15 protein-coding genes are annotated in these 19,859 nt (G+C 72.9%); 13 read left to right on the forward strand and 2 right to left on the reverse strand.

The annotated features are described in order from the left end of the window. Positions 1–357: 357 nt before the first annotated feature. The 3 genes from groES (at position 358) to ACFV4P_RS21415 (ending at position 3,544) form a co-directional block, all read left to right on the forward strand. Entirely contained in the window at positions 358–663 is a 306-nt protein-coding gene (gene groES, locus ACFV4P_RS21405; protein ID WP_014136232.1) for a co-chaperone GroES, read from the forward strand. Positions 664–763: 100 nt separating this feature from the next. Continuing rightward, a complete protein-coding gene (groL, locus tag ACFV4P_RS21410; protein ID WP_073807985.1) occupies positions 764–2,398 on the forward strand; it encodes a chaperonin GroEL in 1,635 nt (544 codons plus the stop codon). 144 nt (positions 2,399–2,542) lie between these two features. Continuing rightward, the gene (locus tag ACFV4P_RS21415; protein WP_380473310.1) at positions 2,543–3,544 is read left to right on the forward strand and encodes a LysR family transcriptional regulator; all 1,002 of its coding nucleotides are present in this window, start codon (positions 2,543–2,545) and stop codon (positions 3,542–3,544) included. Positions 3,545–3,655: 111 nt separating this feature from the next. On the opposite strand, the gene ACFV4P_RS21420 is transcribed toward ACFV4P_RS21415, so the two are convergent. Continuing rightward, the gene (locus ACFV4P_RS21420) at positions 3,656–3,982 is read right to left on the reverse strand and encodes a WhiB family transcriptional regulator (protein ID WP_073807988.1); all 327 of its coding nucleotides are present in this window, start codon (positions 3,980–3,982) and stop codon (positions 3,656–3,658) included. Positions 3,983–4,523: 541 nt separating this feature from the next. Here ACFV4P_RS21420 and ACFV4P_RS21425 point away from each other — a divergent pair. The 4 genes from ACFV4P_RS21425 to ACFV4P_RS21440 all read left to right on the forward strand — a co-directional run bounded on the left by ACFV4P_RS21425 (position 4,524) and on the right by ACFV4P_RS21440 (position 9,071). Further along, positions 4,524–5,135, forward strand: a complete 612-nt coding sequence (locus ACFV4P_RS21425; protein WP_014136228.1) for a response regulator transcription factor — start codon at positions 4,524–4,526, stop codon at positions 5,133–5,135. A gap of 198 nt (positions 5,136–5,333) precedes the next feature. Beyond that, positions 5,334–6,053, forward strand: coding sequence for an RNA polymerase sigma factor ShbA (gene shbA, locus ACFV4P_RS21430; protein ID WP_073807989.1), 720 nt, complete (start codon positions 5,334–5,336; stop codon positions 6,051–6,053). A gap of 235 nt (positions 6,054–6,288) precedes the next feature. After that, a complete protein-coding gene (gene guaB, locus ACFV4P_RS21435; RefSeq protein ID WP_073807991.1) occupies positions 6,289–7,791 on the forward strand; it encodes an IMP dehydrogenase in 1,503 nt (500 codons plus the stop codon). A 161-nt stretch (positions 7,792–7,952) separates the two neighbouring features. Continuing rightward, positions 7,953–9,071 carry a GuaB3 family IMP dehydrogenase-related protein gene (locus tag ACFV4P_RS21440; protein ID WP_380473313.1) on the forward strand — a complete coding sequence of 373 codons (1,119 nt, stop codon included), beginning with the start codon at positions 7,953–7,955 and terminating at the stop codon, positions 9,069–9,071. Between the two features lie 69 nt (positions 9,072–9,140). Here the strand turns inward: ACFV4P_RS21440 and ACFV4P_RS21445 are convergent, their stop codons facing one another. After that, a complete protein-coding gene (locus ACFV4P_RS21445; protein WP_380473315.1) occupies positions 9,141–9,653 on the reverse strand; it encodes a hypothetical protein in 513 nt (170 codons plus the stop codon). A 306-nt stretch (positions 9,654–9,959) separates the two neighbouring features. Here ACFV4P_RS21445 and ACFV4P_RS21450 point away from each other — a divergent pair, with 306 nt between their 5' ends. From ACFV4P_RS21450 to ACFV4P_RS21475, 6 genes are all read left to right on the forward strand, one after another. Further along, a complete protein-coding gene (locus tag ACFV4P_RS21450) occupies positions 9,960–11,621 on the forward strand; it encodes a serine/threonine-protein kinase (RefSeq protein WP_380473317.1) in 1,662 nt (553 codons plus the stop codon). Positions 11,622–11,745: 124 nt separating this feature from the next. Next, positions 11,746–12,840, forward strand: coding sequence for a protein kinase (locus ACFV4P_RS21455; protein WP_380473319.1), 1,095 nt, complete (start codon positions 11,746–11,748; stop codon positions 12,838–12,840). A gap of 158 nt (positions 12,841–12,998) precedes the next feature. Beyond that, on the forward strand, positions 12,999–14,588 hold the full coding sequence (locus tag ACFV4P_RS21460) for a protein kinase (protein ID WP_380473321.1): 1,590 nt from the start codon (positions 12,999–13,001) through the stop codon (positions 14,586–14,588). Between the two features lie 83 nt (positions 14,589–14,671). After that, complete coding sequence (locus ACFV4P_RS21465) at positions 14,672–16,279, forward strand: succinic semialdehyde dehydrogenase (protein ID WP_380473323.1); 1,608 nt, start codon at positions 14,672–14,674, stop codon at positions 16,277–16,279. A 25-nt stretch (positions 16,280–16,304) separates the two neighbouring features. Further along, positions 16,305–18,056, forward strand: coding sequence for a GMC oxidoreductase (locus ACFV4P_RS21470; protein WP_380473325.1), 1,752 nt, complete (start codon positions 16,305–16,307; stop codon positions 18,054–18,056). 74 nt (positions 18,057–18,130) lie between these two features. Next, the gene (locus tag ACFV4P_RS21475; protein WP_380473327.1) at positions 18,131–19,600 is read left to right on the forward strand and encodes a hypothetical protein; all 1,470 of its coding nucleotides are present in this window, start codon (positions 18,131–18,133) and stop codon (positions 19,598–19,600) included. The last annotated feature ends 259 nt before the right edge of the window (positions 19,601–19,859 follow it).

Consider the following 19,859-nt stretch of genomic DNA (forward strand, 5'->3'; position numbering starts at 1 on the left):
CACGCGTACGGCGCGGCGCACAGCAGCGGAGCCTCCGGCGCCGTCAACCGGAGCGCATGAAACACATCCCGCCGGACCGAGGGCCTCGTCTTCGTCATGTGCCGATCCTGGCGCGGGAGTTGGCGCCGATGCCTGAGTAGCGGCCCTCAATGCCGGGGGTGTCGTACCCAAATCCGACACGACGTCGTTGGCACTCTGGTTGACTGAGTGCTAACGGCGTCCTATGGTCGTTCCTGGCACTCCCCCCAGGGGGAGTGCTAACGCGAAGATGCGTGTCTGACCCCCGCGACGGCAGTTGCGCACCATCGCCCACCTACCTGTTAGACAACCCCGTAATCTCCGAAGGGGAGCTCGGACGTGACCACCAGCAGCAAGGTTGCCATCAAGCCGCTCGAGGACCGCATTGTGGTCCAGCCGCTCGACGCCGAGACCACCACCGCCTCTGGCCTGGTGATCCCGGACACTGCCAAGGAGAAGCCCCAGGAGGGCGTCGTTCTGGCGGTCGGCCCGGGTCGCTTCGAGGACGGCCAGCGTCTGCCGCTCGACGTCGCCGTGGGTGACATCGTCCTGTACTCGAAGTACGGCGGCACCGAGGTGAAGTACCAGGGCGAGGAGTACCTCGTCCTCTCGGCTCGCGACGTTCTCGCCATCATCGAGAAGTAAGACGTCCCAGCCCCGCCCCGGATCCGTGTCAGCACTGACAGGGGCCCGGGGCGCGGTTGTTGCTCCACGTACGCAGACCACACCCTGAGGAAACGGGATCATGGCGAAGACCCTGCAGTTCAACGAGGATGCCCGCCGTTCGCTCGAGCGCGGCGTCAACAAGCTGGCCGACACCGTCAAGGTGACCATCGGCCCCAAGGGCCGCAACGTCGTCATCGACAAGAAGTTCGGCGCCCCCACCATCACCAACGACGGTGTGACCATCGCCCGCGAGGTCGAGCTCGACGACCCGTACGAGAACCTCGGCGCGCAGCTGGTCAAGGAGGTCGCCACCAAGACCAACGACGTCGCGGGTGACGGCACCACCACCGCCACCGTGCTGGCCCAGGCCCTGGTCAACGAGGGCCTGCGCAACGTCGCCGCCGGCGCCGGCCCGGCCGCCCTGAAGAAGGGCATCGACAAGGCCGTCGCCGCCGTTTCCGAGCACCTGCTGTCGGTCGCCCGCGAGATCGAGGGCAAGGACGACATCGCCGCCGTCGCGTCGCTGTCCGCCCAGGACACCCAGGTCGGCGAGCTGATCGCCGAGGCGATCGACAAGGTCGGCAAGGACGGTGTCATCACCGTCGAGGAGTCGAACACCTTCGGCGTCGAGCTCGAGTTCACCGAGGGCATGCAGTTCGACAAGGGCTACCTGTCGCCGTACTTCGTCACCGACGCGGAGCGCCAGGAAGCCGTCCTGGAGGACCCGTACGTCCTGATCAACCAGGGCAAGATCTCCAGCATCCAGGAGCTCCTGCCGCTGCTGGAGAAGGTCCTGCAGGCCGGCGGCTCCCGCCCGCTGCTGATCATCGCCGAGGACGTCGACGGCGAGGCGCTGTCCACCCTGGTGGTCAACAAGATCCGCGGCACCTTCAACGCGGTCGCCGTCAAGGCCCCCGGCTTCGGTGACCGCCGCAAGGCCATCCTCGGCGACATCGCCACCCTGACCGGCGGCCAGGTCATCTCCGAGGAGGTCGGCCTCAAGCTCGACCAGGTCGGCCTGGACGTGCTGGGCTCCGCCCGCCGCATCACCGTCACCAAGGACGAGACCATCGTCGTCGACGGCGCCGGTGACTCCTCCGAGGTCGCCGGCCGGGTCGCCCAGATCAAGGCCGAGATCGCCAACACCGACTCCGACTGGGACCGCGAGAAGCTCCAGGAGCGCCTCGCCAAGCTGGCCGGCGGCGTCTGCGTGATCAAGGTCGGCGCGGCCACCGAGGTCGAGCTCAAGGAGCGCAAGCACCGCCTGGAGGACGCCATCTCCGCGACCCGCGCCGCGGTCGAGGAGGGCATCGTCGCCGGTGGTGGCGCCTCGCTGGTCCACGCCGCGAAGGTCCTGGAGGACGGCCTCGGCCTGTCCGGCGACGAGGCCACCGGTGTCGCCGTGGTCCGCCGCGCGCTGGTCGAGCCGCTGCGCTGGATCGCCCAGAACGCCGGCCTCGAGGGCTACGTCATCACCTCCAAGGTCTCCGAGCTGGAGGCCGGCCAGGGCTACAACGCCGCCACCGGCGAGTACGGCGACCTGGTCAAGGCCGGCGTCATCGACCCGGTCAAGGTCACCCGCTCCGCCCTGGAGAACGCCGCCTCCATCGCCTCGCTGCTCCTCACCACCGAGACCCTGGTGGTCGAGAAGAAGGAAGAGGAAGAGGGCGCGGGCCACGGCCACTCGCACGGCGGGCACGGCCACAGCCACTGAGGCGCCGGCCGCTAGGCATTAGCCACTGAAGGGGCGCGAGGAACTGCGCGACCGGCCATGCACTCCCGTAGTGCGAGGCCGGAGCGTGCGGGGCCTCGCGCCCTTTCGCCTGCTCTCGTTGCTCTCTCCCCTAAGGTTGATGGCGTGATTGAAGCCCGCCATCTCCGTGTTCTGCATGCTGTCGCCCGGACCGGGTCCTTCTCTGCTGCGGCGCGGGAGCTGGGGTGTACGCAGCCTGCGGTGAGCCAGCAGATGAAGGCGCTGGAGAAGGCGGTGGACACCCCGCTGGTGGTCCGGTCGGGGCGGGAGATGCAGCTGAGCGAGGCCGGGCGGGTGCTGTTGAAGCACGCGAACGGGATCCTCGCGGGGCTGTCGGCCGCGGAGGAGGAGGTCGCGGCGATCGCGGGGCTGCGGGCGGGGCGGGTGCGGCTGGTGTCGTTCCCGACGGCGAGCTCGACGCTGGTGCCGCGGTCGGTGGCGCAGGTGCGGGCGGCGCATCCGGGGGTGCGGGTGTCGTTGGTGGAGGCGGAGCCCCCGCAGGCGCTGGCGATGCTGCGCGGTGGGGAGTGCGAGGTGGCGCTGGCGTTCCGGTACCCGGACTCGCAGGGCGGGCTGAGCCTGCCGTCGCCGCACGCGACGCTGCGCGAGGCGCGGGCGGAGGCGACGTTGGAGGCGGCGGCGACGGCCGCGGCGAACGACTGGTCCGAGCTGGTGGTGCGGCCGCTGCTGGACGATCCGCTGGTGGGGCTGGTGCCGGCCGGGCATCCGCTGGCGGGCCGGGGCGAGGGCGAGCCGGTGGATCTGGTGGAGCTGGCGCAGGAGCAGTGGATCGCCGGCTGCCCGCAGTGCCGGGGGCACCTGGTGGAGCTGTGCACGGACGCGGGCTTCGCGCCGGCGATCGAGTTCGCCACCGACGACTATCCGGCGGTGGTGGGCCTGGTGGGCGCGGGCCTGGGGGTGGCGGTGCTGCCGGGGCTGGCACTGGAGTCGGTGCGGCACCCGGGGGTGACGGCGGTGCCGGTGCGGGTGGCGTCGGGGGAGCCCGCGCGGCGCGAGGTGGTGGCGCTGACCCTGCCGGACCTGGCGGGGGTTCCGGCGGTGGAGCTGATGCTGGAGCAGCTCGCGGCGGCGGCCGCCGCCCGCTGAGGCGTCCGCGCCGACCCGGGGACGGACGGCGCAGCGCAGGCGGAGAAACGTTTTTCCAGCCAGGTGAACACCTACGCCGCGTCCGAGAACACCTGCGGCGTCATCGGGGGCTCAGGGGCGGACGGTCTGCGGCATGGCCAGCGGGACCTGGACCAGCCGGTTGCGGGAGCGGCCGAGGAGTTCTTCGCGCTCGTCCTCCGTCATGCCGCCCCAGACCCCGTAGGGCTCGCGGACGGCCAGGGCGTGGGCCGCGCACTGGGCGCGTACCGGGCAGCGCATGCAGACCTCCTTGGCGCTCGCCTCGCGGGAGGTCCGGGCCGCGCCGCGTTCGCCTTCGGGGTGGAAGAACAGCGAGCTGTCGACACCGCGGCAGGCGGCGGAGAGCTGCCAGTCCCAGAGGTCTGCGTTGGGGCCGGGGAGGCGGGAGAAATCTGCCATGGCTCATTCCCTTCGAGGGTGCGGGACCCGGCGGCCCGGACGGCATTGCTCCGGCGAGGCTGCGCGGGACCGATACGGACACCTGGAAATATGACTTACACCCAACTACACGGACAAGTCACCCACACACCGACACAACAGTCAATGACCTGACGGAAGCTATAAAAACGGACAAACGGTGCAATAGGTTTTGAGTCGTGCCGCTGTCCGATCGGGTGTCCGGTGGGGCGCGGGCCGCGGCCGGAAGGCGTGCGCGGCGCGGGCACCGCGCGCGAGCTGCACAAAAGTGCGGCGTGTGCACCGCGAGGTAGCTCTTGTGTGATGGGTTGGCCACGTACAGTGGTGGAGATGGACCTGAAGCCGTAACTCATTCGAGTGACGGTCGTTGGATGTACGGAGGCGGTCGGCGGGCGCAGGGCATCGGGATCGGTCGCGGAGCGAGGCGATCGGAACGGGGTCCGTCCCGAGCGGCCGTGTCGGAGAGGTTCGTACCAGCCAGGAGGCTCAACGTGACGCGGATCAGCTGCGGAGGACGACGGTCATGACATCCGTACTCGTCTGCGACGATTCCCCGCTCGCCCGGGAGGCGCTGCGGCGTGCGGTGGCGACCGTGCCCGGCGTGGACCGGGTGACCACTGCGACGAACGGTGAGGAGGTCCTCCGCCGCTGGGTGGCCGACCGTTCCGATCTCGTTCTGATGGACGTCCGGATGCCCGGACTGGGCGGGGTGGAGACGGTCCGCCGACTGCTCTCGGCCGACCCGGGCGCCCGGATCATCATGCTCACCGTGGCCGAGGACCTGGACGGCGTGGCCCTCGCGGTCGCCGCCGGGGCCCGCGGCTACCTGCACAAGGACGCCTCGCGCGCCGAGCTGCGGGCCACCGTCACCCAGGCGCTGGCCGACCCGACCTGGCGCCTGGCGCCGCGCCGGCTGCGCAGCCCGGACATGGGCGCCGCACCGACGTTGACGGCCCGTGAGATCCAGGTGCTGGAGGGGATGAGCCACGGCCGCAGCAACGCGGAGATCGGCCGCGAGCTGTTCCTGTCCGAGGACACCGTGAAGACGCACGCCAGGCGGCTGTTCAAGAAGCTCGGCGCCTCGGACCGCGCGCACGCGGTGGCGCTGGGCTTCCGTTGGGGCCTGGTCCGCTGAGCGGGTGCGGCGACAACTGCGCTCGCTCGGACGTGTGACGTTGTGGTCCCGAGGCTGCACCATGGAGTAGTGGAGCACCTCGGGGACCAGCGGACAGGCAGGGGAGGCGGCACGGTGCACCCGGCGACGCATAACGTTCCGATGCACAAGTCCGGACGCGGTGCCGCGTTTTCCGGTCCGACCAGGCACCATGGACCGATGCGTGACGACGAGGAGGCGGCCGGGACCGATCCGGCGCAGCCCGCCCACGGGGGCGCGGCTGCCGATTCGTCGTCGGCGCCGGAGGGTGGATCGGCGGAATCCGACGGTGCGTCGGATGCGGGCGGCCGTCCGCAGGGCCCGGGCGTGACGTCGCCCGAGGAGGCGGCGCTGGTCGCGGCCGCGGTGCGCGGGGACGGCCCGGCGATCGAGGCGCTGCTCGGCTACGTGCTGCCGCTGGCGCTGCGGTACTGCCGGGGCCGGTTGCTCCGGCTGCCCGGCGGGGCCCGGCACCATGTGGACGACGTGGCGCAGGAGGTGTGCGTCGCCGTGCTGTGCGCGCTGCCCCGGTACCGGGACACCGGCCGTCCGTTCGAGGCCTTCGTGTACGGGATCGCCGCGCACAAGATCGCCGATCTGCAGCGGGCCGCGATGCGCGGGCCCGGCTCGACGGTGATCCCGCCGGACGACCTGCCGGAGACGCCGGACGACTCGCTCGGCCCCGAGGAGCGGGCGCTGCTGTCCAGCGACGCCGCGTGGATCAAGGAGCTGCTGTCCAACCTGCCGGCCCGGCAGCGCGAGCTGGTGCTGCTGCGGGTGGCGGACGGGCTGTCGGCGGAGGAGACCGGCGAGGTGCTCGGCATGTCGCCGGGCGCGGTGCGGGTGGCCCAGCACCGGGCGCTGTCGCGGCTGCGGGCGCTGGCGGAGGAGTCCGGCTAGCCGGACCTCCGGCGGGTGGAAGAAGCCGGGGGGCGCGCGCGTTGTCAAGAGGGCGCGACGACATACCCCGCGTCACCAGTACCATGGGGTATCGGCGCCTGGTCGGGTCGCCAAAGCTTCTCCGGTGTGCGCGGTCCTCGGTTGGAGGATCGTCCGGACGCCGGGCGTCCTTGGCGGCCGATAGAGACCCCGGGCGCCCGTGCGCAGAACGACGGCCCGCCACGGAAGGTTCCCCATGTCTTACAACGCCGCCGGCGTACCCGAGAAGTTCGCGATGCTCGGACTCACGTACGACGACGTCCTGCTGCTGCCCGGGGCTTCCGAGGTGCTGCCCAACCAGGTCGACACCTCCTCGCGGATCTCCCGGAACGTGCGGGTCAACATCCCGCTGCTGTCCGCGGCGATGGACAAGGTCACCGAGTCGCGCATGGCGATCGCGATGGCCCGGCAGGGCGGCGTCGGCGTCCTGCACCGCAACCTGTCGATCGAGGACCAGGTCAACCAGGTCGACCTGGTGAAGCGCTCCGAGTCCGGCATGGTGACCGACCCGATCACCGTCGGCCCGGAGGCCACCCTGGCCGAGGCCGACGCGCTGTGCGCCCGGTTCCGGATCTCCGGCGTGCCGGTGGCGAGCCCGGACGGCAAGCTGCTGGGCATCGTCACCAACCGTGACATGGCCTTCGAGACCGACCGCAGCCGCAAGGTCGCCGAGATCATGACGCCGATGCCGCTGATCACCGGCAAGGTCGGCATCTCCGGCGAGGACGCGATCGCGCTGCTGCGCCGCCACAAGATCGAGAAGCTGCCGCTGGTCGACGACGAGGGCCGGATCAAGGGCCTGATCACCGTCAAGGACTTCGTCAAGGCGGAGAAGTACCCGAACGCCGCGAAGGACGCCGAGGGCCGGCTGCTGGTCGGCGCCGCGGTCGGCGCCTCCGCGGAGGCGTTCGACCGGGCCCAGGCGCTGGTCGGCGCGGGCGTGGACTTCCTCGTGGTGGACACCTCGCACGGCCACTCGCACAACGCGCTGTCCTGGATCTCGAAGATCAAGTCCGCGGTGTCGGTCGACGTGGTCGGCGGCAACGTCGCCACCCGGGACGGCGCGCAGGCGCTGATCGACGCGGGCGTCGACGGCGTGAAGGTCGGCGTCGGCCCCGGCTCGATCTGCACCACCCGCGTGGTCGCCGGCGTCGGAGTCCCGCAGGTCACCGCGATCTACGAGGCCGCGCAGGCCTGCCAGAACGCGGGCGTCCCGATCATCGGCGACGGCGGCCTGCAGTACTCCGGCGACATCGGCAAGGCGCTGTGCGCCGGCGCCGACACCGTGATGCTGGGCTCGCTGCTGGCCGGCTGCGAGGAGTCGCCGGGCGAGCTGCTGTTCATCAACGGCAAGCAGTTCAAGTCCTACCGCGGCATGGGCTCGCTGGGTGCGATGCAGACCCGCGGCCAGGCGAAGTCCTTCTCCAAGGACCGCTACTTCCAGGCCGAGGTCTCCTCGGACGAGAAGCTGATCGCCGAGGGCATCGAGGGCCAGGTGCCGTACCGCGGCCCGCTGTCCGCGGTGCTGTTCCAGCTGGTCGGCGGCCTGCGCCAGACCATGGGTTACGTCGGTGCGGCGGCGGTCGAGGAGATGCAGACCAAGGGCCGGTTCGTCCGGATCACCTCGGCGGGCCTCAAGGAGAGCCACCCGCACGACATCCAGATGACGGTCGAGGCGCCGAACTACAACGCGCGCTGACGCTTTTCCACGGGAGCCGCCCGGACCGCAGGTGACTGCGGGACCCGGGCGGTTCCTGCTGTTCGGTGCGCCCCTGTCGGGGCGCAAAGGGGTCGTACGAGATACTTGGGTGCGGCCGGGGTGACCCGGTCGGCAGATGGAAAGCAGCAGAAGGGCTCGAAGTGACTGAGATCGAGATCGGGCGAGGCAAGCGCGGCCGTCGGGCGTATTCCTTCGACGACATCGCCGTCGTCCCCAGCCGCCGTACGCGTGACCCGAAGGAGGTCTCGATCGCTTGGCAGATCGACGCCTACCGGTTCGAACTGCCGTTCCTGGCGGCTCCGATGGACAGCGTGGTCTCGCCGCAGCAGGCGATCGCGATCGGGCAGCTGGGCGGCCTCGGCGTGCTGAACCTGGAAGGCCTGTGGACGCGGTACGAGGACCCGCAGCCGCTGCTGGAGGAGATCGCGTCGATCACCGACGAGGCGGACGCGACGCGTCGCCTGCAGGAGGTGTACTCCGCGCCGATCAAGGCCGAGCTGATCAAGGAGCGGATCAAGGAGGTCCGTGACTCGGGTGTGGTCACCGCCGCGGCGCTCTCGCCGCAGCGCACCGCCGAGTTCTCCAAGGCCGTCGTGGACGCCGGCGTCGACGTGTTCGTGATCCGCGGCACCACGGTCTCCGCCGAGCACGTGTCGGGCGCGGCCGAGCCGCTGAACCTGAAGCAGTTCATCTACGAGCTGGACGTCCCGGTGATCGTCGGCGGCTGCGCCACCTACACCGCCGCGCTGCACCTGATGCGCACCGGCGCGGCCGGCGTGCTGGTCGGCTTCGGCGGCGGCGCCGCGCACACCACCCGCAACGTGCTGGGCATCCAGGTGCCGATGGCGACCGCGGTGGCGGACGTCGCGGCGGCCCGCCGGGACTACATGGACGAGTCCGGCGGCCGCTACGTGCACGTGATCGCGGACGGCGGCGTCGGCTACAGCGGCGACATCCCGAAGGCCGTCGCCTGCGGCGCGGACGCGGTGATGATCGGCGCCGCGCTGGCCCGTGCCACTGACGCGCCCGGCCAGGGCTACCACTGGGGCATGGAGGCCGTCCACGAGGAGCTGCCGCGCGGCAAGCGGGTGCACCTGGGCACCGTCGGCTCGACCGAGCAGATCCTGACCGGTCCGTCGCACACCCCCGACGGCACCATGAACATGTTCGGTGCGCTGCGGCGGGCGATGGCCACCACCGGCTACACCGAGCTGAAGGAGTTCCAGCGGGTCGAGGTCACGGTCAACTCCGGCCACTGATCCCGGTTCCGCCGGTCCGACGGAGAGGGCCCCTGCCGTATGCGGCAGGGGCCCTTTTCCGACGGGTCGTCAGGACTCGCCGAACTTCCGGGTGATGTTGAAGCCCGCGACCGCGCCGACCACGATGAACAGGGCCCAGTAGAAACTGAAGGCTTCCTTCCAGCCGTCGAGCAGGATGGAGAAGTGCTCGGTGAACATGGTCGGCACCGAGATGCTGGCGACCTCCTGGACGTACAGCGCGATGCCGAACAGCTGGCCGAAGAACAGGCCGAGCACGGAGAGCAGCGCACCGACCGGCGGCAGGACCGGGTGCTTGCCGCCGATCCGGCCGACGGTGACGCCGACGGCGGCGGCGATGCCGATCGCCATCCAGGTGATCTCGTAGTCGGTGGCCTTGGCGATGAAGCCGTACAGCAGGCCGGAGACCAGTGCGACGCCGAGACCGGCCAGCACCGCGCCCGGCAGGTTCTTGGGGCCGGCGCCGGCGCCGGCCAGCGGGACGCCGGGGGCCAGCGGCGAGGCCGGGGCGCTCGGGGGACCGGGCGGCGGGGTGAACGGGTCGGCTGGTTCGGGCGTGGTCATGTGGGCTTCCCCCGTGGTGATGATGTGAAGAGCGCCCAGAGGCTAGCAGCGCACAGGGACAGTGCGACAGAAGGTTTCGCACGCGGCGCTCCGGCCGGGAGCGGTCGTTTTCGGACGCGGGGGTGGTGCGGACGGGACGCGAGGGGCGCACGGGGCGCGGGCCGGGTGGGGGCGGGTGGCCGGGCGGGGGCGCGGCAGGGGATGATGGTGCCCCGGCGTGCGACCGCCGCCCGCGGTGGTCCGACACGCTGTCAGGTCCCGGCCGGGTGCCCGGCGAGGCCGCAACACCATGGGGAGAGCGCACCGATGACGCAGCCGCAGGAACCGACCGGCCGACTGCTGGCGGACCGCTACCGGCTGGGCGAGGTGCTCGGCCGTGGCGGGATGGGCACCGTGTGGCGGGCCGAGGACGAGATGCTCGGCCGGGTCGTCGCGGTGAAGGAGCTCCGGATGACCGGGGCCGTCGACGAGGCCGAGAAGCACCGGCTGATCGTCCGCACCCTGCGCGAGGCCAAGGCCACCGCCCGGATCCGGCACACCGCCGCCGTCACCGTCTTCGACGTGGTCGAGGAGGACGAGCGCCCGTGGATCGTCATGGAACTCGTCGACGGCCGCTCGCTGGCCGACGTGGTCCGTGAGGACGGCCCGCTGACGCCCGAGCGGGCCGCCGCGATCGGGCTGGACCTGCTCGGGGTGCTCGGCGCCGCGCACAGCCAGGGCGTGCTGCACCGCGACGTGAAGCCGTCCAACGTGCTGATCGGCGAGGACGGGCGGACCGTGCTCACCGACTTCGGCATCGCCAGCGTCGAGGGCGACACCTCGATCACCTCCACCGGCATGCTGGTCGGCGCGCCCTCGTACATCGCGCCCGAGCGGGCCCGCGGGCAGCGGCCCGGCCCGCCGTCGGACCTGTGGTCGCTCGGCGGCACCCTGTACGCGACGGTCGAGGGCGTCCCGCCGTACGACCGGGGCTCCGCGCTGGCCACGCTGACCGCCGTGATGACGGAGGAACTGCCGCCGGCCGCCCACGCCGGGCCGCTGCTGCCGGTCATCCAGGGGTTGCTGGAGAAGGACCCCGCCAAGCGGATGGACGCCGAAGCGGCCCGCGAGATGCTGCAGCTGATCGTCGACGGGAAGGCGCTGCCCGTACCGGAGCCGGCCGTCGCCGCGAAGCCGGTCGAGCCGGTCGCCGCCGAGACCGCGACCCGGGCGCTGCCCGCCGACCCCGGCGCCCGCGCGGACACTGCCGTGATCCAGCGGGCCGGGCTGGCCCGGAAGCGCAGGCTGCTGATGCTGGCCGCAGTGGTCGCGGTGCTGGCGCTGGTCGCCGCGCTGGTGGTGCTGTGGCCCGCCGAGAAGGGCAACGGCGTGGCGAACGCCGGCGACCGGATCGCGACGGCCGGGGAGCCGACGACCAGCGCCTCGCCGTCCGGGAGCGGCAGCCCGAGCGCGAGCCAGAGCGCCAGTGCGTCGACGGCGCCGTCCGAGTCGCCCGGGCCCTCGCTGACGCCCGGTCAGGCGCCCGACGGGTACCGGGTCTACAAGGACCCGTCCGGGTTCAGCATCACGCTGCCGGAGTGGATGTCCGACCAGGGCCCGGACTACCGCTCCACCAGCCGGCGCTTCGAGGGCAACGGCCTGCGGCTGGTGGTCGACTGGCAGTCGCCCGCCGGGGACAGCGCGCTCAAGGACTGGCAGGCGGCCGACCGCTCCGCGAAGATGTCCAACTACCGCCGGATCCGCGTCGAGACGGTGGCCTACCGGGACTGGAGCAACGCCGCCGACTGGGAGTGGACGTACTCCGGCAAGACCGGCACCGTCCTGCACTCGCTGAACCGCGGCTTCGTCACCGGCAACGGCAAGTACGGCTACGCGATCTACTGGACGATGCCGGAGTCGGTGTGGTCCGCGCCGGACGGCTCGCTGGCCCGCCGGATCTCCTTCGAGAGCTTCCAGCCCGCCCCCTAGGGCCCGCCCCGGCCCGCCCGGCGCGTTCGGCCGGGCGGGGCAACGGAGTTGAAAGACCGCACCGGGAGGTCGCGGGGGCGGCCCTGGGCCGTAGGCTGGCGGCACTACGGCGTGAGGAACAGGCATGCGAACGGCCCCGGGACAGGTGGTGGCCGGGCGGTACCGGGTGACGGACCGTCCGGACGACGACGTCGGCGTGCCTGCGGTGGACGGGCACAGCGGTGCCCGGGTGCGGCTGTTCGCCCTGGAACTGCCCGAACCGGTGACGCCCGGCTTCGACTCGGACGGGGCCGCGCCCGGGTACGGCCAGCGGCTGACCGCCCGGGTCGCGCAGGTCGCGGCCGCCGCGCCCGCCCACCCGCGGCTGCTGCGCGGACTCGCCGCCGGCCCCGAGGGCGACCTGCTGTGGGTCGCCGAGGAGTCGGTGAGCGGCGTCCCGCTGGAAGGGCTGATGGCCGGCGGGCCGCTGTCGCCGTACCGGGTCGCGGAGATCGGCGCCGACCTGGCCGGGGCGCTGCGGGCCGTGCACGACACCGGGCTCACCCACGGCAACGTCACCGCCCGCACCGTGCTGGTCTGCGAGGACGGCGCGGCCATGCTCGGCGGCCTGCTGCTCGGCGCCGCCGAGGAGGAACTCTGCGCCGCGCTCGGCGGCGAAGTGCCGCGCCGGGTGTACGAGACGCGCGCCCTCATGCTCGGACCGCTCGCCGAGCGCTGGGCGATCGACCCGGGTGCCCCCGCCGACACCTGGTCCCTCGGCGTGCTGCTCTACCGCCTGCTCTCCGGCTACGGCCCGTACCCCGAGCACGACCTGCCGACGCTGCTGGCCGCCGTCCGCGACGGCCGACACCACCCCGCCGACCGGTGCGGCCCGCTGCGGCCCCTGGTCGAGCGGCTGCTGAGCCCGGACGCCGCGGCCCGGCCCGACGCGACCGCCGTCCAGCGGGAGTTGCACGAACTGCTGGTGTTCGCGCCCGAGCCGTACCCGGACGGGAGGCCCGAACGGCCGCTGCCCGAGCCCCGGACCGAGGCCGCACCGCCGGCGGTGCGGCCGCGCGGCGCCCGCCCGCGGAAGCGGCCGCCGACGGCCCGTCAGGGCGCCGCGCCCGCCGGGCGGCAGCCCCGGATCCCGGCGCGGATGTTCGGCCCGCTGGTGCTGGTGGCGGTCCTGGTGCTGATGGTCGTCGCGGTTGCCGGGATCGTTCTCGTCGCAGGCTGAAAGCGGCCGGTCACGGTGCGATTCGCTGTCCGGGGTGTGATTCCCGCGCGGCTCCGCGCAGCCTAGGCTTGCCTTCGAACCGCCGGTGCGAGCAGGCACGCGGTGTGCCACGACCTCGTCCGACCGGCGGTGGGGGGTCACTGAAGGGGGGGACGGTCATGGGCGCACAGGACCAGTCGACAGGCCGTCTGCTGGCCGGGCGGTACGCGCTCGGCGAGCGCCTGGGCCGCGGCGGGATGGGGACCGTCTGGCGGGCCAGGGACGAAATGCTGGACCGGGAGGTCGCCGTCAAGGAATTGACGGTCAGCCACCTCTCGGAGGAGGACCTGGAGATACTCCAGTCCCGGATGAAGCGCGAGGCCCGGGCCGCCGCCCGGATCAAGCACCCGGGTGTCATCACCATCCACGACGTGCTCGAACAGGACGGCCGGCCGTGGATCGTGATGGAACTCGTCGACGGCCGCGCGCTGTCCGACGTGATCAGCCAGGACGGCGCCCTGACGCCCCGTGAGGCCGCCGACGTCGGCCTCCAGGTGCTCGCCGCCCTGCACCGCGGCCACCAGCTCGGCGTGCTGCACCGGGACGTCAAGCCCGCCAACGTGCTGCTCGAACACGGCACCGGGCGGGTCGTGCTGCTCGACTTCGGCATCGCCAAGTTCGAGGGCGCGATGGACATCACCCGCCCCGGCGACCTCGTCGGCTCGCCCGACTACCTGGCCCCCGAACGGGCCCAGGGCCAACGGCCCGGGCCCGCCTCCGACCTGTGGGCGCTCGGCGCGACGCTGTTCCACGCCGTCGAGGGCCAGTCGCCGTTCCGCCGCGACAGCCCGCTGGGCACCCTCGCCGCCGTCGTCGACGAGCCGCTGCCGGAGTCCCACCGGGCGGCCGGGCTCGGGCCGATACTGGCCGCCCTGATGGCCAAGGACCCGGCGGAGCGGCCCGGCGCCGACGAGGCCGCGCGGATGCTCCGCGAGGTCGCCGACGGACACACCGTCAGCATCCGCGTCCCGCAACAGGCCGGGGAGGCGCGGCTGCCCACCCAGGTGGTGCCGGTGGTCGACCGGGTCGAGACTCCGGAGGGCGACGAGGCGGAGGCGGTGACGCCGACTCAGGCGCCCGAGCAGCGCGGGGCGTCGGAGGACACGGCGCCGGCGGCGCCCGTCCGGCGCGGGCGCAAGCGGCGGGTGCTGACGGTGCTGACCGCCGTGCTGGTGCTGATCGCGGCGGGCGGGGCCGGGTACTACGTGAGCCACCGGCACCAGAGCAACGCGATCGCCGTCGACCCCGATCCCGGGCAGGGGCCCGCGCCCGACGGCTACACCTGGCAGGACGACCCGGCCGGGTTCCGCTTCCTGCTGCCGAGCGACGGCACCTGGGTGCGCAGCGAGACCAACGCGCAGATCTACTACTCGCCCGACGACCGCGACCACTACCTGCAGTTCGCGGTGACGGTCGGGCAGCCGCTCGCGCCGCAGGAGCACCTGCTGCAGATGGAGGCCTCGCTCAGCAGGAGCCTCAAGGACTTCAGGACCAGCACGCTGGCCGCCGCGAAGATCAACGACCAGGAGGGCGCGGTCTGGGAGTTCAGCTTCAGCGGGGCGGGCGGGCGGCGGCACGCGAAGGAGGTCGAGTTCCGGCGCAGTGACGGGACCTCGTACGCGGTGTACGTGTCGGGGCCGGAGAAGGACTGGACGCAGAGCCTGCGGCGCTTCACCACGGTGCTCAACAACTTCGTGCCGACGAGGTGATCCGACGCCGGGGCCCGGCCGCGTCCGCGAAAGGGTGTTACCGGCGGGTACACAAGCGGGCGTGGAGCGCCTAGGCTGCCCGCATGACGGAGAGCACGAGCCAGGTTCGGCGCAATCCTGCGGCCAAGGGTGCGGCGCGTACGGTTGCCGCGGCGGTGCCGGCGGCGGTGGTGACGCGGTTGGCGAAGGGGGTCACGGCGTCCGGGGAGGAGGTCGTGGAGACCTTCGCGCCGCTGACCGGCGAGGTGCTGGCGACGCTGCCGGTGTCCGGGACGGCCGACGTGGAGCGGGCGTTCGCGGCGGCGCGGAAGGCGCAGCCGACGTGGGCCGCGGTGTCGGTGCGGCACCGGGCGGGGGTGCTGCTGCGGTTCCACGATCTGCTGCTGCGACGGCAGGACGAGGTGCTGGACATCATCCAGGCGGAGACCGGGAAGGCCCGGCTGCACGCGTTCGAGGAGGTCATGGCGGTCGCCTCGGCCGCCCGGCACTACGGCCGCACGGCGTCCTCGTACCTGAAGGACCGCCGGCGTGGCGGTGCGGTGCCCGGGCTGACCAGTGCGGTGGAGGCGCGGCGGCCGAAGGGCGTGGTCGGGCAGATCTCGCCGTGGAACTACCCGCTGGAGCTGTCGGTCGGCGACGCGCTGCCGGCGCTGGTCGCGGGCAACGCGGTGGTGAACAAGCCGGACACCCAGACGGCGCTGACGGCGCTGTGGGCGCGGGAGTTGTTCGTCGAGGCGGGGCTGCCGCCGCAGGTGTGGCAGATCGTGCTGGGCGAGGGCCCGGTGGTGGGCCCGGAGGTGGTGGAGCGCGCCGACTACGTGGCGTTCACCGGCTCGACCCGCACCGGCCGGGACGTGGCCCGGCGGGCCGCCGAGCGGCTGGTCGGCGCCTCGCTGGAACTGGGCGGCAAGAACGCGATGCTGGTGCTCTCCGACGCCGACCTGGACAAGGCGGCGGCGGGCGCGGTGCGGGCCTGCTTCTCCTCCGCCGGGCAGCTGTGCATCTCGATCGAGCGGCTGTACGTGCACCGGTCGGTGGCGGACGCGTTCCTGGCGAAGTTCGCCGAGAGGACGTCCGCGCTGCGCCTCGGCGGCGGTCTCGCCTACGGCGCGGACATGGGCTCGCTGGTGTCGGGCCGTCAGCTGGAGACGGTGACCCGGCACGTCGAGGAGGCGGTGAAGGCCGGGGCGACGGTGGTGGCCGGCGGGCAGGCCCGGCCGGACCTCGGGCCGCTGTTCTTCGAGCCGACCATCCTGGACGGCGTCACCCCCGACATGGCGGTGTGCGCGGAGGAGACCTTCGGACCGGTGGTGTCGATCTACCGGTTCGACACCGAGGACGAGGCGGTCGCCGCCGCCAACGCCACCCCGTACGGCCTGAACTCCAGCGTGTGGACGAGGGACACCGGGCGGGGCCGCAAGGTCGCGGCGCGGCTGCGCACCGGCACCGTCAACGTGAACGAGGCGTACGCCGCCGCGTACGGGTCGGTGGCGTCGCCGATGGGCGGCATGGGCGACTCCGGGCTGGGCCGGCGGCACGGCGCGGAGGGCATCCTGCGCTACACCGAGGCGCAGACCATCGCCGTGCAGCGGCTGCTGCCGATCGGGCCGTCGATGGGTCTGGACGACCGGAAGTTCGCCGAGTTCTTCACCACCGGTCTCAAGGTCATGAAGGCGTTCCGCCTGAAGTAGCAGGGCAGTTGCTCAAGGAGGGGCAGTGTCGTTCGACTACGACGTCGTGGTGATCGGTTCGGGCTTCGGCGGTTCCGTCGCCGCGCTCCGGCTGACCGAGAAGGGCTACCGGGTCGCCGTCCTGGAGGCCGGGCGCAGGTTCGGCCGGGACGAGCTGCCCACCACGTCCTGGGACACCCGCGACTACCTGTGGGCCCCGGCCGTCGGCCTGTACGGCATCCAGCGCATCCACCTGCTGCGCAACGTGCTGATCCTGGCCGGGGCGGGCGTCGGCGGCGGCTCGCTGAACTACGCCAACACGCTGTACGTGCCGCCGAAGCCGTTCTTCGAGGACCGGCAGTGGAAGCACATCACCGACTGGCAGTCCGAACTCGCCCCGTTCTACGACCAGGCGCAGCGGATGCTCGGCGTCCGGCTCAACCCGACCATGACGCCCTCGGACGTGCACCTGAAGGCCGCCGCCGAGGCGATGGGCTGCGGCGACACCTTCCACCTGGCCCCCGTCGGGGTGTTCTTCGGCGACGGCCGGGACGGCACGGGCGACGCCAAGGCCGCGCCCGGCGCCGAGGTCGACGACCCGTACTTCGGCGGGGCCGGCCCGAAGCGCACGGCGTGCACCGAGTGCGGCGAGTGCATGACGGGCTGCCGGCACGGCGCGAAGAACATGCTCACCGAGAACTACCTGTACCTGGCGGAGCGGGCCGGCGCCGAGATCCTGCCGCTGACCACCGTGAAGCGGCTGCGCCCGTACGGCGACGGCTACGCGGTGGACGTGCTGCCCACCGACGCCCGCACCCGGCGGGCGAAGAAGGCCGGCGCCCGCACGATCACCGCCGAGCGGGTGGTGGTCGCGGCCGGCACCTACGGCACCCAGACGCTGCTGCACCGGATGCGCGAGGGCGGGCTGCTGCCCCGGATCTCCGGCAGGCTCGGCCACCTGACCCGCACCAACTCCGAGGCGCTGGTGGGCGCGCAGACCTCCGACCGGCGCTACGGGGAGCGGGTCGACTTCACCCGCGGCGTGGCCATCACCTCGTCCGTGCACCCCGACGAGAACACCCACATCGAGCCGGTCCGCTACGGCCGCGGCTCGAACGCGATGGGCGCGCTGTCGATCCAGCAGGTCGGCGGGGCCGGGCGCGGGCCGCGCTGGCTGCGCTACCTCGGGACGGCCGCCCGCCACCCGTGGATCTTCGCGCAGTCGATGAACCAGCACCGCTGGTCGGAGAAGACCATCATCGGACTGGTCATGCAGTCGCTGGACAACTCGCTGACGGTCTCCCTGAAGAACGGGAAGCTGACCTCCCGGCAGGGCCACGGCGCACCCAACCCGAACTCCATCCCGGCGGCGGAGGAGGGGGCCCGGGCGCTGGCCGCGTCCATCAACGGCTTCCCCGGCTCGACCGTCGGCGAGATCTTCGACATCCCGCTGACCGCGCACTTCCTCGGCGGCTGCCCGATCGGCGACAGCGCCGACACCGGCGTCGTCGACCCGTACCACCGGCTGTACGGCTACCCGGGGATCAGCGTGGTCGACGGCTCCGCGATCTCCGCCAACCTCGGCGTCAACCCGTCGCTGACGATCACCGCGCAGGCCGAGCGCGCCATGTCGATGTGGCCCAACCGGGGCGAGGCCGACCCGCGGCCCGCGCAGGGCGACGCCTACCGGGCCGTCCGGGCGGTGACGCCCCGTCGGCCGGCGGTGCCGGAAGGGGCGTTCGGGGCGCTGCGGCTGCCGCTGCTGGCCGTGCCGAAGGTGCCGCGGAAGGCCGACTGAAGCCGATTGACATTCCCTGACGGCCGATGGGATAAACGGGCACCCGATCACCGGACATCCCTGGGGGGACCGTCATGCCCATCTGCCAGTCCTGCGGCGCGGCCGTCGCCGGCGCCGTGGCGACCTGCGCGAACTGCGGAAAGGCCCTCGCGGCGCCCCCGCCCGCGATCGGCGAAGTGGTGGCGGACGGCACCGCTTCGCCGTGGGGCGCCGGGCGGATCCACCAGGACCGGCAGTGGCCGACGCCGTCCCGGGGCTGGCTCACCGCCGGCCGGGTGCTGCTCGCCCCGACCGTGCTGCTGGTGCTACTGGCCGCGCTCGGCAGCACCGTCGGCGGCCGCGACGTGGCCGGGGTGGACGACGACCCCGGGGTGCGCTGGACCACCCAGACCTTCCAGATGTGGCTGCAGCTGACGCTGACCGCGTTCGGCACGCCCATCCGCAACAGCAACACCAGCAGCTACGGCACCATCGTCGTCGGCATCCACGTCCTGCCGTACCTGGTGGCCCTCGGCTGGCTGGCGCTGCTCTGGTTCGGCCAGCGGATCGCGACCCGGGCCCGCGCCGACGCGCCGACCGCGGGCGCGGCCGGCGCACAGGCGCTCCGCACCGGCGCGCTGTCCGCGACTGCGGCGCTCGTGCTGGGGTGGATCTCCACCGGCAGCACGCACAAGGAGACGCTCAGCCTCGACATGCACATCACCGCCGGCCCGGCGATGGCGCCGCTCGGGGTGTCCGCGTTCCTGGCCGCCGCCGTCGTGGTGCTCTCCGTGGACGGGCAGGGCGCGCTGCGCGTCGAGGCCGCGCGGCGCCGGTGGCTGGGCGGCTGGCTGCTGGCGTGGCAGCACGCGGCGCGGGTGGTCGGCGGGCTGCTGGTGCTGCTCACCGTGGTGTCGGTGGTGATGCAGGTGCTGGTCGACCGGCCGTTCCCGCAGTCCGCGTTCCGGGCGCTGACGGTCAACGGCGGCGGCTACCTGTTCGGTGTCGGCAGCGGCGCCCGGGTCGTGGCGCGCGGCGTGCGCGGCGGCGCGGCCGACTCGTTCGCGCTGTACGACCTCGGCGAGCACGGCGGCCAGTGGTGGCTGGCGGTGGTGCCGGTGCTGCTGGCGGCGCTGGCGCTCGGCTGGTCCGCGCACCGCGGGCGGCTGCCGCAGCTGGACCGGGCCCGGCTGGCCGTGCTGTACGCGGCGCTGACCTCGGCGCTGGTGCTCGGCACCTCGATCTGGGGGAACGACCACACCATCATGAAGGGCGAGGTCCGGGACACCCGGATCGACCTGCTCGGCTGGTCGCTGCCCACGGTGCTGCTCGCCGCCGCGGCCTGGGCGGTGTTCGGCGCGCTGGTGGTGCCGGCCGTGCTCGACGCCGTCCGCCGCACCCCCGTGCCGGTGTCCGCGTCGCTGCCCGCGCAGCCGACGGACGGGCCGGACGCCGCGGCGGGACCGATCGGCCCGGTCGAACCGGTCGAGGAGGAGCGGTCGGCGGTCGGCCACGTCGACCTGCTGGACTCGCACGCCGCCTACCGGCGGCCCGACGCCGGCTGAGCCCGGACAGGGCAAAGGGCCCCGCGGGGGAACGGGGCCCTTTGTCGGTCAGCACTCGGCGTCAGGGCCGCGCCGGTGCTGAGTGACGACGCCGGGGGGATGGGCGCCGTCGGGAAAATGGCTCGGAGCACCCCGGAGGCCGATGGGCATCACGGAGCGTGAGAGACGGGCCGTTCGCGCAAACGGCCCGAGCGCGGGGAGAGAGTGTGTGGTGCCCCCCGTCTCGCAGTCATCGTCCTGGACGAGGGCCGTGCCGTGC

Source organism: Kitasatospora sp. NPDC059795 (assembly GCF_042732175.1).
GTDB lineage: Bacteria > Actinomycetota > Actinomycetes > Streptomycetales > Streptomycetaceae > Kitasatospora.